The organism is Paeniglutamicibacter selenitireducens (assembly GCF_051550675.1).
Classification (GTDB): Bacteria; Actinomycetota; Actinomycetes; order Actinomycetales; family Micrococcaceae; genus Paeniglutamicibacter.
The window spans coordinates 173599-186386 of record NZ_JBPULF010000008.1 but is presented as its reverse complement, the minus strand read 5'-3'; the positions used below and the strand labels follow the sequence as shown (position 1 = coordinate 186386).

Annotated in this window: 13 protein-coding genes; 4 read left to right on the top strand and 9 right to left on the bottom strand. The window is 61.2% G+C overall.

Annotated elements, in window-relative coordinates; genetic code table 11:
- Positions 1-657: 657 nt before the first annotated feature.
- The 6 genes from ACSYDW_RS14585 to ACSYDW_RS14560 all read right to left on the bottom strand — a co-directional run bounded on the left by ACSYDW_RS14585 (position 658) and on the right by ACSYDW_RS14560 (position 5394).
- Positions 658-1479, bottom strand: a complete 822-nt coding sequence (locus ACSYDW_RS14585) for a PH domain-containing protein (RefSeq protein WP_438339453.1) — start codon at positions 1477-1479, stop codon at positions 658-660.
- Between the two features lie 85 nt (positions 1480-1564).
- Positions 1565-2284, bottom strand: a complete 720-nt coding sequence (locus tag ACSYDW_RS14580; protein WP_438339452.1) for a GIY-YIG nuclease family protein — start codon at positions 2282-2284, stop codon at positions 1565-1567.
- Between the two features lie 328 nt (positions 2285-2612).
- Entirely contained in the window at positions 2613-3023 is a 411-nt protein-coding gene (locus ACSYDW_RS14575) for a hypothetical protein (RefSeq protein ID WP_438339451.1), read from the bottom strand.
- A 231-nt stretch (positions 3024-3254) separates the two neighbouring features.
- Positions 3255-3398: a hypothetical protein gene (locus ACSYDW_RS14570; protein WP_438339450.1), complete on the bottom strand. Its 144-nt coding sequence runs from the start codon at positions 3396-3398 to the stop codon at positions 3255-3257.
- 326 nt (positions 3399-3724) lie between these two features.
- A complete protein-coding gene (locus ACSYDW_RS14565) occupies positions 3725-4105 on the bottom strand; it encodes a hypothetical protein (protein WP_438339449.1) in 381 nt (126 codons plus the stop codon).
- 560 nt (positions 4106-4665) lie between these two features.
- Positions 4666-5394: a helix-turn-helix domain-containing protein gene (locus ACSYDW_RS14560; RefSeq protein WP_438339448.1), complete on the bottom strand. Its 729-nt coding sequence runs from the start codon at positions 5392-5394 to the stop codon at positions 4666-4668.
- Positions 5395-5744: 350 nt separating this feature from the next.
- Between ACSYDW_RS14560 and ACSYDW_RS14555 the strand changes: the two genes are divergently transcribed.
- Both ACSYDW_RS14555 and ACSYDW_RS14550 read left to right on the top strand, forming a co-directional pair.
- Entirely contained in the window at positions 5745-6209 is a 465-nt protein-coding gene (locus ACSYDW_RS14555; RefSeq protein ID WP_438339447.1) for a helix-turn-helix domain-containing protein, read from the top strand.
- 15 nt (positions 6210-6224) lie between these two features.
- On the top strand, positions 6225-6809 hold the full coding sequence (locus ACSYDW_RS14550; protein ID WP_438339446.1) for a hypothetical protein: 585 nt from the start codon (positions 6225-6227) through the stop codon (positions 6807-6809).
- Here the strand turns inward: ACSYDW_RS14550 and ACSYDW_RS14545 are convergent.
- Complete coding sequence (locus tag ACSYDW_RS14545; RefSeq protein WP_438339445.1) at positions 6806-7987, bottom strand: HipA domain-containing protein; 1182 nt, start codon at positions 7985-7987, stop codon at positions 6806-6808. The two genes, ACSYDW_RS14550 and ACSYDW_RS14545, sit on opposite strands and share 4 nt — an antisense overlap.
- Before the next feature lie 1114 nt (positions 7988-9101).
- Positions 9102-9545 (bottom strand): hypothetical protein, encoded by a 444-nt coding sequence (locus ACSYDW_RS14540; protein WP_438339444.1) that lies wholly within the window; start codon positions 9543-9545, stop codon positions 9102-9104.
- A gap of 98 nt (positions 9546-9643) precedes the next feature.
- Here ACSYDW_RS14540 and ACSYDW_RS14535 point away from each other — a divergent pair, with 98 nt between their 5' ends.
- Both ACSYDW_RS14535 and ACSYDW_RS14530 read left to right on the top strand, forming a co-directional pair.
- The gene (locus ACSYDW_RS14535) at positions 9644-10318 is read left to right on the top strand and encodes a DUF1800 family protein (protein WP_438339443.1); all 675 of its coding nucleotides are present in this window, start codon (positions 9644-9646) and stop codon (positions 10316-10318) included.
- Between the two features lie 397 nt (positions 10319-10715).
- Positions 10716-11816: a hypothetical protein gene (locus tag ACSYDW_RS14530; RefSeq protein ID WP_438339442.1), complete on the top strand. Its 1101-nt coding sequence runs from the start codon at positions 10716-10718 to the stop codon at positions 11814-11816.
- 78 nt (positions 11817-11894) lie between these two features.
- Here ACSYDW_RS14530 and ACSYDW_RS14525 read toward each other — a convergent pair whose 3' ends face one another.
- A complete protein-coding gene (locus tag ACSYDW_RS14525) occupies positions 11895-12572 on the bottom strand; it encodes a DUF4352 domain-containing protein (protein ID WP_438339441.1) in 678 nt (225 codons plus the stop codon).
- Positions 12573-12788: the final 216 nt, after the last annotated feature.

The window sequence follows — 12788 nt, the reverse complement described above, 5'->3', positions numbered from 1 at the left end:
TTTCTTTACGTCCACCCGCCATCGCTGGCCACCACCCCTTCGAGGCAAGCTCCCACCCACTGGCAGCCGGACAAGCACAGCCACCACCCACACGAAGAGCCGCCCCCGGCAGGAGGAAGCCGCAGGGGCCGCAGGCCCCCAGAGCCCGCATCGTTTCCTGCAAGGAACCGCGCAAGCAGGAGCCCCGCAAGGGGACGAGCGCAGCTCGGACCAGGTCAACGAATCGTTCCCGTGAAGGATCGCTCCCCGATCCCCGCACCGGGAACCCCGCCGCCGCAGGAGCCACCGTGGGCGTGCGCCCACCCCACAGGGGTGGCCGCCGCCCACACCCCACCACCAGCACCAGTCACCCGGAAGCACCAAGCCCCCACAGAGACAAGGAGCCGTCCTGATGAGAGAGTCCCGCAGCCCATGAGCCGAGAGCCGGAACGAAGAACCAGGAGGACCATTGATGCGCGAGCTTCCCTCTTAATATGGGCTGACCCTCGACCCGACCGGATTCGATTCTGACCGGCCCCTGGTTCGTGGCCGGGTTTCGCAAATTTCGCACACCGGAAATCGGTGGGGCCTGCCGGCCGGGGCCACCTTCGGTGGCGCGGGCTGGGCCTGACGGCCGCAGCATCGAGGGGCTGCTGAAGTGGGCCGGGGCCCGCGCGGCTACATGCGGCTGAGGATCTGGGTCTTCTGCGCCTGGAACTCTTCGTCCGTCAAGATTCCCTTGTCGCGCAGTTCGGCCAGGCGTTCCAGCTGAGCCATCGGATCCACCGGGGCGGCAGCGGGTGCTGCTGCCGGAGCGGCGGGAGTTTCGGCCCGTTCCTTGAGCTGTCGGAACACGCGAGCGATCGCATCGGCCTGCCCGTGGCCCATGCCGCTGATGACCGCGGTGGTGCCCGAGTGGGTGATCGTCAAGGTTTCCCCGCCCATCTTTTTGCCGATCGACAGCGCGCCGACGGAGTTCAGGGAGAAGTCCGTCAAGGCCTCGGAACCGAACATGCTCTTCTCCAGGAACAGCAGCCGTTTGTCGGTGATGGCGGCGGCGCCCGTCTTGCCGGCGAACTGCCCGACACCCATTGCATGCACGAGCTCCCCGCGGTCCAGCAGGTTCCCCAAGTGGCCGATTTCCTTGCGGCCGAAGACGCGGTTGGCGAGCTTGGAGGCTGCCTCGGGGATGCCGTGGTCAAAGAGCAGACCCTCGGGCAGTTGCTCGGCGATCGTTGCCAGGTGCTCGTAGTGTTTGTCGCCCAACCCCTCCACGGTCCAAAGCACTTCGGTGCCCTGGGATACGGGGGTGACGACGCCGTTGATCTTGGCGCCCCACCGGTTCTTCAGCATCGCGCGCGGGACGTCGATGTTGATGGCGCTGGCATCCGCATGCGTCACGGTGAAGTCGGTCTGGCCGACAGCTTTGTTGATCCAGGCGAGGGCCGCGTCGATGTCGCTAAACATCGTCCAGCTGACTGAGCGCGAAATAGTTGCCATGGTTGCTTCCTCTTCGGGGTTGGGATGGATGGTGCTGGCTTTGGTGCGGATGCAGGCCTCATGAGTACGGCTGCATCCGGTGGGCTCATGGTGCCGTGGGTGGCTCGTCCGTCTCCGTGGGAAGGAGCTTCCGGCGCTTGGCCTCGGCGTAGAGGAACGCGCCGCGGAGCCCGGTGACCTCGCCGCCGCCCATGCGGTTGAGCAAGTAGTCAGACGGGAACGCATCGACGATCTTGGTTTCGAACTCGTAGCCGTGAGCCGTGGGCATCGCGAAGATGCGAGTCGTGTCCAGGCCGCGGAACGAATCGATGGAGAGTACCGATTCCTGCGGCGAGCCGAAGATGAGTCGGTCGAACTGTTTGGTCCCGGACCAGTGGCCCCGGATGCGCTTGCGCATATCGCTGGCTTCGCCGACGTAGGCTTGCTGGTGCTCGTCGAGGACCATCACGTAGACCCCCGGCACGCCGTTGAGGGTACGCAGGTCGGTGACCGGGCGCAGCTTCTTGTACTTGGCGAGGATCTCCTGAAGGGCCTGCTCGAACTCGGCGGGGTCCAGCTGCTTGAAGAAGGCCATGTTGAGGTCGAAGTTCTCGAGCGCAGCTTCCCGGAGTCGTTCGCAGAACTTGTCGCTGAGGATGCGATGGTTCTCATCCTCGTAGCGCCAGCTGACAGCCTCCCAAAGCTTGTCGGAGTAGTAGCGGCGGTCGGGGTAGAACGAGGAGAGCTTGTTGATGATGGCATACCGTTCCCGCACGAGTCGGTGCCCGTACTTGCCCGGCCGCAACGGCTCACCAAAATGGTCCACGGTGTATTCCACCGGTGGATCGAAGGCCTCCATGCCACACCCCCTGTCTTCACGCGGTAACCCTGCAGCCTTCAGGGTAGCCAGCACCGCCGCCGATTCGGGGGCACCACACCCGGGTGACCGGAAGATCACGCCAGGATGACGCGCGGACCGAGCGTTGCGGGGGAGTGCCTCGCGCCGGACTCGACTGCGGCCCGAATGTCGGCATTCGCAGCTGACTAGATGCAATCTGTACGATGGGAGCCGTGCGGCACTTGAACGGACCGCACTAGGAAGGTCGGTCGCCACTTGGTTTGGTGACCGGCCTTCTGTCGCAACTGGCGGCGTGTTAGACCTCGGTGCATTCGCCTTCGGTGGCCATCGGGTGCCCGAACAGGATCCAGCTGGTGCCGTCGGCCTCCATCACGCTGACGTGCTCGGCGCCCTTGAGCTTGGCCGCGGCCTCGCAGATGGCGATGGCGTTCTTGGCGGCCGGGCTGCCGGCGTCCCCACGCGGATCCACCAGGCTGGTTTCAACGACGATGCGGCCCGGCTCCGTCTCGGTGGCCACGTCGATGTGCTTGGCCTGGGCGCCGGCGGCGGCCTTGACCTGTTTGGTCACGTCCTTACCTTCGTCGGCCGCGGCCTTGCTGCTCGTGGTTGCGGCGGCGGTGGTCGCAGGTTGCTCCGGGGTATCCGTGGATGCGCATCCGGTCAGCGGTAGAGCCAGCAACGCGAGTAGGGCGAGTGAGCGTTTCAAGAATCCTCCAGGGTTCGGCGGCGCGAGTGTGCGCGGTCAATCGTAACCAGGAGTGGCGACGCGTTCAGACCACGGAGAGCCAGCCTGGTCGAGCACGCCAAAAGGCCGGCCACCTCCGCGAAGGAAGTGACCGGCCTGCTGCAGCCCCGGGTCAACCGAGAGGCAGCGGATTCTTGCGCGGAAGCGACAACCGGTTCTGGACGCCCGCGAAGTCTTGCTGGCTCTCCTGGGTCAGGTGCGTTTGCCCTGCAGCCAGGTCACGTTCCCGAAGACACCCCTCCACAGCCCGATCCGGACGATCTCGGCTTCCACCGGGGTGGCGTCGTGCTCGGCGGCGTGTCTGACGAAGTCGGCAACTTTTCCGAAAACATACAAGTCTACCTACTCCAACTACCAGGCTGCGAAGGCAAAGTACGCCACAGCAACCAAGTAGATCCTCCAACCGGGGAGGTGTCGCCTTGGGTGTTCAGTAAAGCGGCATCGTCCATTGCGGGCGGTGCCGTTTTGCGTGCCCGGACGTGTGCCAAGCGGCGGGTTCAAGTGTGAGGGACCGCTCCCGAATGGGCGAGGCCCGACAAAGGTGTTCTCCCGCACCTACAGTGCACCGTAGCGATCCTTGGTCACTCGGATCGAGACCTCGCCGGCCGCCGGTACGAGTCTCAGTCCTGAGGCTGCGCAGGTACGCGCGCCGTCCATGGGGTTCAAGCCGCGAAGCTGTCGTCGACGAAGGCCTCGGCGGCTCCAATGACGTCTCTGGCCAGATTCCGCTGAACGCAGAGAATCGGCAGCTCCTCGTTCAAACGGGGGTTGGCGCCCATCAACCAGGCCAGGGCAAGGCTTCGGCCCTCAGTCTGTTCCAGGGTCGTCCATACTCGGTAGCCGAGCCGAAGCCTGGTTTCTACCTCTGGTCGTGGCTCGGGACCATCTGGCTTGGCCCATTGGGATGGCGAGGTTCGGTTTTTGACGCCGGCCATGGTCTGAACGATGGTGGTGCCGAGATTTTCGTTCAGCTGTCGCACGATGTCGTGGATGTTCATCCGCGTTGAATCCACATGGATCAAGTTCCTGGTTGATGCTTCCATGGCTTGATCTTTGCACAAATGCTCGGGTCTAGGGACATAAAAACATCACAAAAGCAACGTAGAAAACGACGCAAGCAAACGCCCTGTCCACGATCGCTGCTTTCCGAATCCATGTAGCCGCCACTGAGGTGAGTGAGCTCATCTGGTTGGGCACCCAAAAGGCCGGCCACCTCAACAAGGAAATGACCGGCTTACGGCCGTTTTGGGTCAGTCGAATCCCGGCGGATGCTTGCGCCGAAGCAACAACCACTTCCAAACGCCTTAGATGTCCTGGTGGTTCTCCTGGGTCAGGTGCCCCCCATAGCCCGAACTGAACGATCTTGGTTGCCATCGGAGTAGCGCCGTGGCTCAGCGCTCGGCGGCGTGCCTGACTAAGTCGGAAACTTTTCCGCAAGTTCTTTCGGAGCCGGTAAATCCATACCACTCCGTGGACCGCCAGGTGGTGACCTATCTTGCCCGGTCCCATCCAGCAAAAAACAGGGGCTGGAAGCGAGGTCACTTTACGGTGATTTGCCGGTGTTCTCTTGTATTGCTTGAGGCCGTCATCGATCCGTCGTGTTTCAGTCGCTAGAGTTTTCACTTTCGAGGATGTCGAGGAGTGCATCTCCGAGGTATTCGGTGGCCGGGTCCGCATACAGGTCGAGGCACACTTGGAGGGGGTCGGCCCATGCGATTTCGGATGCAGATTGGGTACCTTGCTCCGAATTTCCGTCGAACGGCAGGATGCGGACGACGGTGGACCCATACTGGTCGTCCGGTAACGCTAACCCGAGGGCGTCTGCTCCGCCGTCTGCATACACGAGCACCGGGTGCTCCGGGGTTTCAGGAGCACCCAACGCCGCGGCGGCCGGCCAGCCGCTGAGTGCGTATCTTCCGGCAGCGGTCTCCACGGCCCCGACGATGCGCAGGACGTTCCAGTTGGTGCGAATGGTGGCGACCTCGGGGCGCAAATGCAAGGGTGCTGCTCGGCCGGCTTCCCGAGCCAGGTCGCGAGGCGTGCCGTTGGTGCCGGCCCACCGCTCCAAGATTTCACGCCATAGGTTAGCTGGCATTTCGCCAGAAAGCATGGCCCGCGCCGTGTGGACTGCTTCAATGTCGCACAGGACCGGAAGTTCCTGTGGGAGTTGGTGGCCGAGCGCTTGCGCCAGGGCATTGATCGTGGACGTCGTGGGATCCAAAGTGCCGTCGGTGATGCGCGTGACTGTGGATGGCGACAGCCCTGCGCGGCGGGCCAGAGCACTTTTCGAATGTGCGGACGAATTGATTAGATCGATCAGTGCGTTGCGCATACGCAAAGATATCCTCTGGCGTTGCGCATGCGCAACGATTTGCTGATAGTCGCTCTTTTTCTGGCTGGGCAATTGACAGCCCCGAGCCCAAAAATCCGGGAGTCGCACAGTTGGCCAGTGCGTGAGCACTCGCTGGTGTCGCGATCGCAGAAATGCCAGGGCAACACGTTTATCCGCTCGAAGCTCTACAGAGGTGGTCGCAAATGAGGCCGTCGTTTGGCGATGATCCGACACGCTGCGTTGAGGCGCATCGGGCCGATGTGCCAGCGGCTTAAGCTCTTGAGTCACGATGAATCACAGGACTAGGCTTTGAGTCCCAGACGAAGAACGCAACCAAGGAGCAACGCGAAATGGTCGCCATGGAAGCGGATCTCCACACCATCCGCCATCAAGCACGTCAACGCCAAGCGCGGCTGCTCGTGGATCAACTGGATGAGCTCCGTGCTGCAAAGTACGCATCTGACCGTGGACTGACCCAGCGGCAAATCGCCGAGCTTCTGCATACGAACCAACCAAAGGTCCATCGCCTGCTGAAGGCCCTTGAACGCCGAAACGGAAGCGTAGAAGTGGACCCGGAAGAACTGATCCTGCGCGCCTTCGCCTACGACACCAGCCGTGAAGACCTGCTCCGGGTCCTCAAGGACATGACCTACACATTTGGGGAAGACGCACCCTGCCCGCACGAAGGTCACCTGCCCGGGACTTGGGATCAGGTAGTGAACTTTTTCGCCAAGGGCCTGCTCGAACAGGAGGAATTCGATGAATTGAGGCATGCCCTGAGACGCCCACCAGCCGGGCCTGCCGCCATAGAATGATCACGGGAGGCCACCATGAGCGCAAGGGCAGAGCACCAAGACGCCGGCAGGCGCATTGCCGAACTGTTCGAAAGCAGCGGCCTGAGCTTCGATCTGGAGGCGTTCGCCGAGGCCCTGAGGCTTCAACTCCGCAAGCCGGGAATCGTCGCGCTCCCGCAGGAGGCACAGGATTTTTGGGACCGGCACGCCGGGACTCCCCGCAGCACGCCGGAAGAAGCCTTAGCCACCAACGCAGTCGCCTTGTCAATTAGTGTCAGCAGTGCCCTCCCCAGCAGCGAAGCAGCGGCCCGCCTGGGAATCGCCGAGTCGACGGTCCGGAGCTATCGTGCCAGCGGCAAGCTGTACTCGTTCAGCGTGCTGGGCCGGCCGCATTTCCCGCGCTGGCAGTTTGGCTCCCACGGCATCATCCCGTCCATGAAGGACGTCCTGGAGGCGATGCCCGCGGGATTGCACCCGCAGTCAGTCGAGGGGTTCTTCCTGTCGCCAAATTCAGACCTGGTGCTCGCCGGTGTTCCCGTCTCCCCGAAGGAATGGCTCGAATCAGGTGCCGACGCAGCGCCAGTCGTCGAGTTCGCCGCTTCTCTGGGCCGGATCATCTAACTCGCCGGAAGCACCCGGCGGAGTTTGTTGGTGTGTCTGGCGATCATCGACATGCGGGCCTGATCGACGCCACCGGCAGCGAACACCTCTTGGTAGCACTCGACCACCCGACGCATGACTGCGAACGCTTCCTGGCACACCAGGTCCGGATCCAGCCCCGATGCCGCGGCGAAGCGACGCCAGTTGGCCTCGGTGAGTTGCGCCGGAAGACGGGCCGTGCCCACCGCCATGGCGTACCTGGTGTCGTAGTGCGGCCACAGGTGGACCGGGACGGTGTCGTAGAGCGGTGCCAGCTGCGTTCGGCCGCTGGCGTGCAGCAGTGAGTAGTTTTTGACGTGTGCATCGGTGTTTCCCAAGGAAACGTTGAAGGCAAGCTGGCGCACGAACTGCAGGCCCAACCCGTGATTGCCAAGCAGCCGTGCCACCTGCGGCGCCTCAACGTCGTACTTGCCGTCCGTAGGCAGGCCGAGGGCCTGGTTCATGTCTTCGGCCGGAAGGCGCACACCCCGGGCACGGTCCCAGCGTTCCACCGCGAACACCGGTTGGCCACCGAACTCCATGACCGATGAGCGTGACGCTTCGACGCCCACGGTCCGGGCCAGCTCCAGACTCAGGTGCTCGAAACACTCAATGGAGCGCAGCTGTTTGGCCGGCGGCTTGAAGATGTGCGTCGAGGGAGTCTCATAGGTCGGCCAGAACCAGCGGCCGTCCACCCTAGCCAACGAGAACTTGCCTTGCATCCCGGCGATCGAGGCCCGCGGCATCATCTCCGGATCGGTCCAGGCCGCGGCATCTGTGCGGAGCGCGGTGATGCGCCGGGCGATATCCTCCTCGGTGGCTTCGAGTAGCGGTGCCGGTGTCCGGTTGGGCAGGCCTGGATCCGCGGAGAGTGAGACGGCGCCCGCAACGTCCTCCCCACACGCGGCCAGCAAGGTGAACGGACTTGCCGCCGGCAGCGAACCGGCCCGCACCCAGCGCAGTCGGACATTCTCGTTATCCGGCAATAGGTTGTCCAGGAATGCCAGGGCAGCAGCGGGGGAGTGGTCACGATCGGGTGGCAGCGACAAAGACAGCGGAATGCCCGCATAACCAGGGTCGTACTCGAAGTAGGCGCAGCCTTCCCGCTGGTGGAATATTCCGGCCAGCGCGCCTCCGATGAATGCGTGCAGCTCGTCCATGTCGGCTTCCTCCATCGCTGGATTACGGTATTTCGTTGCGTTGCTGATGGCACCTCGGAACATAGGATGCTCCCATTATGACGACTGCACTGCAACCCGTAGTCGCGCTGCTGCAACAATCGTTGGTGGTCTGTATAGGCTGGATAAATCCTTCGATTCGAGGCAAAGACAGTCCTTGACGGGTAGGACAGTATCTGCAATTTCGACATTTGCAGGGGATCCACTTTTTGAAAGCACCATTTGCCGGTCGGCCCGGGATGCATCAGCGGCGGCATCAACCGGGTCAAACCCGGTATCCAGCCCGTCATGTGTTCAATATTCTGGCTGCCGTGGCTCAGGCCAAAAAAGTCCAGAACGTGACTTGATATGACATAGAAGTGTCAAGCGAATGCCGTCGGGCTTATTTCCAGATAAGCAACAAGATTTGGATTTCTCCGGTCAAGCAAGAACCATCCGCCTTCACACCTCGACCCCAACTTTCTTCATCCACACCGACCGCACAATGGCCCAGGATCCACATGCGGCCAGCGCTTTCAGGTGATGCCCCGCATACCGTGGAGGTGCCGGAGGCACGAGCATCAGATGCTGTTCAGCCACGGCTGTCGCTTATCGACACGATTTCGCCGAGTCAATGCCCACATTGGATGAAGCGGCATCCGAACGACCTTTCATTGCCCGCCAGTACCCTAATTGGAACTGGCGCAAACTGCGCTTATTGCGTATTTCAACATTGGGTGACATGGCGAACCTGGATGGATGCTTGCCCATCACCACGCACCTCACCTTCTAGCAAAAGATCCAGCACCCGGGTTGCTTTCAGGTAGCCGATGGTCTGTTCCTCACTTGGGGCTACGGGGAAGACCACAGCAACGTATTTCTAAATACGCGGGTGGCCCCAATTGCCAAATATGGAACTGGTGGGCCTACAACCAATTTCGCAGCAGGCGACCCAACCTTGGTGTTACAGCTAGGGTCATTTATTGCCTTTTTAGCAAAAAGATTCTTAGAGCCCAAGCGACGGTGTCTTTGCGTGGGGTGCTAGCAGAGACAATTCGTTTGGGACACAAAAGACCCGGTTGCACATGATCCGGGTCTTTTTGAAGATTGCGCGGGCCTAGACCACCAGCGCCATGTACTTCATTAGTATGTCCTGCAAGATCCTATGGTCTTCCGTGGAGAACTGTGCCGAACCGAACCTGCGAGCGGCAAACTTCATGACCGAAGCAGTGCGCACAGCAGCCAGCGTTTGAAGCTGGGAAGCGATTGCCTCGGGGACTACTGCATCCTCATTGATGAGGTACTCACCGTCCACGCCGAACACATCTGCGAAAGCGGCCAGCACGTTGAAGTTCTTGATCAGGTACTTGGGGTCTCGAAGTTTGTGCCACGTTGATCTAGAGAGAACCACGTCGCGCTTGGCCATCAAACCGACTGCATCCTGAAACGTCAGCGGCCCGCCGTTTTGTTCTTGAAGCGTGAGTAATGCATCGAAGCGATTAGCTTGGGTTTCGGCGCTAATGGTCACCAACCGCTCCAAAGCTTGAACCTGTCGTCCCACGACTCAGTCCTCCTAGATTTTCTTCAACTTTATCGCAACTCATCTGAGTGAATTCAAAATGATCTGTCGGTCTGATGGACCTTGGTGGAAAGGATCGCATGTCCAAGATATTGGGGAAGCAAACCGATCTGACGAAAGTTGCCAAGTGGAGACGGCCGGCCGAGGTCGTAGCCACCATGCTCCGCACGGCCACGATCACCGACATCAACCTGCAGGGGAACTGGGTGAGCGGCTACACCCAAGTGTTAGCCCCGCAGGCCAGCTGGATGTCCAAGTGCGGCCAGAAGTTCCAGGAGTGGCGCACCCCCAACGGGTCCCCGCACGTGGCCTCCCACTTGATGACGCCGAACATTATGCTGAACACCTGGAACTTAACCGAACAGATTGCCAACCAGCCGCTCAATTACGCCACCTTCAAGCCGTGGCGTGAAGTGTTCGGGTTGGATCCGAAAATGACTGCCCTCAAGGCGGTCGACCGGATCACCATGTTCATCTACGGGCACGTCCTGCCCGAGGACGACCGGTTGTCGATCGCCGCGCATCTGATGACGGGGGACGCCCGGAAGAACGCTCCGGCGCACGTCGGAATCGGAGACGCCGTGCTGAACTCGGCGCGGCTCAAAGACACGGTCCGCATGGTGTTCGCCTCCCCGCGCATTTTCATCCGATACCCCCGGCATCGAGCCCCTCTTCCTGCGGCCGGGAGGAGGGGCTCTTGCCCCCGTTCAGTTCGGCCACCGGATCGACATCGGCGCCGGAGTTTTCCAAACTAGTTGGCCAGTTTTCCCAGGAATGGGTCGGCGGCGGCCAGGAATCACGGTGTGCCAGTCCACTTCGCATTCGCATACGTGAGCTGACAAGGGTTCTCAACATCTTGGTTGGCGACAGGTGTGGCCATGTTTTTGCAAAATGGCCATGTTGATTGGAATTTGGCCAACTATCTTGGAAAAAGGACAACTAACTTGGAACCGCCCGGCGAGTGAGCCGCAAGTGCTCTCATGATGGTCGTGCGAGAGCGTCTGAGCGCTGTGTTGAGCCCAGAACGCGGCCGGCACAGTGACCGCTTCTCGGCGCTTCGACTTCTGAAAGCCCACGGACTAGAGCTTCTCTGCCCGGTGCTGGGAGGAGGTGCTCGGCCATGCCGTGGGGCGGAAACGGTAGGTTGGCTGTATGGAACCGAACCAGCCCTACACTATTGGCACCGCGCTCCCCCTGACGCCGGTCGAGGAGGACGACGCGGCGGCCCTGGAGAAAGAGCTGAGCGATCACTATTTTCGGGTCAGCCCCGCCGAGTATTTCGAGCGTCGGCTCTGGGAGATCATCAAGACCGCAGACACCGCCAAACAGGATGTGCGCGAATGGTACGACGAGGACCCCGGAAGCCTGTTCAGCCAGTATGCCTCCCTGATCGACAAGAAATTCGACCTGGAGAACCCTCCGGGAAACACGCTGGATCCCACGACGATGGCCGCGATCGAGTCATACGCTCTGATGCAGCACGTCATCGAGACCACATTGCGGCTGTACGTGGCTGCGAAAAGCCGGAAGGTCGGCGCCAGCCCCATGCAGGCGCTGCTGAACATGCGCTCGGCAGACCAGCTCCGGCAGCCGATCAAGGAACTCCTGCGCGACGAAGTCCTGGACACCGTCAAGGCCACGATCTTCCCACCACAGCTCCAGCCCGCCGATGAACCCGCGGACCCCGACGAGATGGACCGCCACTACCGGTTCCTCGTCGAGTGGCTGCAGCATTTTGCACGGTTCTATTCCGATGACCATTTCGGTGGCGCCCAGGGGAACAACCAACTCAAGCACGGGGCAGCCGTGGCCCCGCGGGCAGACATCGAGTATTCGCTGCTCACTGGTGTGGCACCACGGGAATCGTTGACCCTTGAGGAATGGGCGGCCGCGACCCCGATCATCAATGGCCCCTCGATCTCCTATATGGAGCTCATCAAGGTCAAGGGACTCGAGCCAGGCATTCGCTTGCGGACGGACAATTCCGACCCGGCAACCAACCTAGCCATCGTTGGGGTGGGCATCAGCATCATCCGGTCGCTATGGGTGATTGCCGGTGCCTTGGCAACGCCGGTGGCCTCGCTCAACTACCCGTTCGACTGGTCACCGCTGCCCGCCGAGGTGTTCGGTAAGTCGAAGCGGCCGCCGCGGTCGATCGTTCGAATTTTGCGGAAGCCGGTCCACAATGCGAATCCCCAACAGAGTGCCAAGACGAAAGGTGGCCCGACCCCGAAACGGAGCCGAACCACCTAGTCGGAGCCGTACACAAACAGCCTTAAGGATAATGTCACGTCTCCCTACGAAGGGGAGGACGGACATTGTCCTGGGATCTTACTTGAGGGTCGGATCGAATCGGACGATGGAAAAGTCAACGTCACCCACGCTGGTGTCCCGGAAAATCAAACCGGCAAGCTCGGCGTCTTTCGGCACGAGGAATGCGTATGTCATCTTGTCCTTGAAGCCCGGTTGCAGATTGGAGCTACACCCCGGATTGCCCTTGAGATTGTAGAGCTCCTCGATCGGGTCGTATTGGCGGGATCTTGTATCGAGGGCGAAGATTTCGATGGGCCAACTGCACGTGAGGTCCAGTGAAGAGGATCCGGTGTTTTCAATGGAGGTGCGCACCTGCAGGTATTTGCCGCCTGAGCCCGGTTTCTCATCGGTGAAGATCGCGTATGACGATTCTGGGTCGTAGGTGGTGTGGTTGATCGGGATAGTTTTGACGATTTTCGCTTCGTTGACAGTCAAGCCAATGCCGTGGTTCACCAGGGCGGTTCCGACTTCGGCGATCAGTGAATCGCTGGGAGTCGCTTGCTCCGCCTCCTCTGCCTCCTTTGGCGTCGGTGTGGGTGTCGGCACGGTAGCCGGTGCCGGTGCCGGTGCCGCGGTCGCCGTGACCGTGACGGTTGCTGGTGCTGGTGCTGGCGATTCGCCCCCGGATGCGCATGATGTCAGCGTGGCCAACGCAACAAACCCCAATGCGACGCACCCATACGTCTTTTTCTCCATGGTTCCCCCTCCATGTATGCGAGTGTGGCGTTGTCGGCCACGACTGGTGCACCCATGTTATGTCGAACCGGACGGAAATTGACATGCCAAAATCCAGCTCAGGTTGTCTCCTGCTCAGTCGCTTTCTCAGTCTCCGTCGCCACGGCAAAAGGCTTGGCAGCAATTTCCGCCGCCAGGCCTTTAGGGAGCCAACCCTACTTTCCGATGACTTATCGC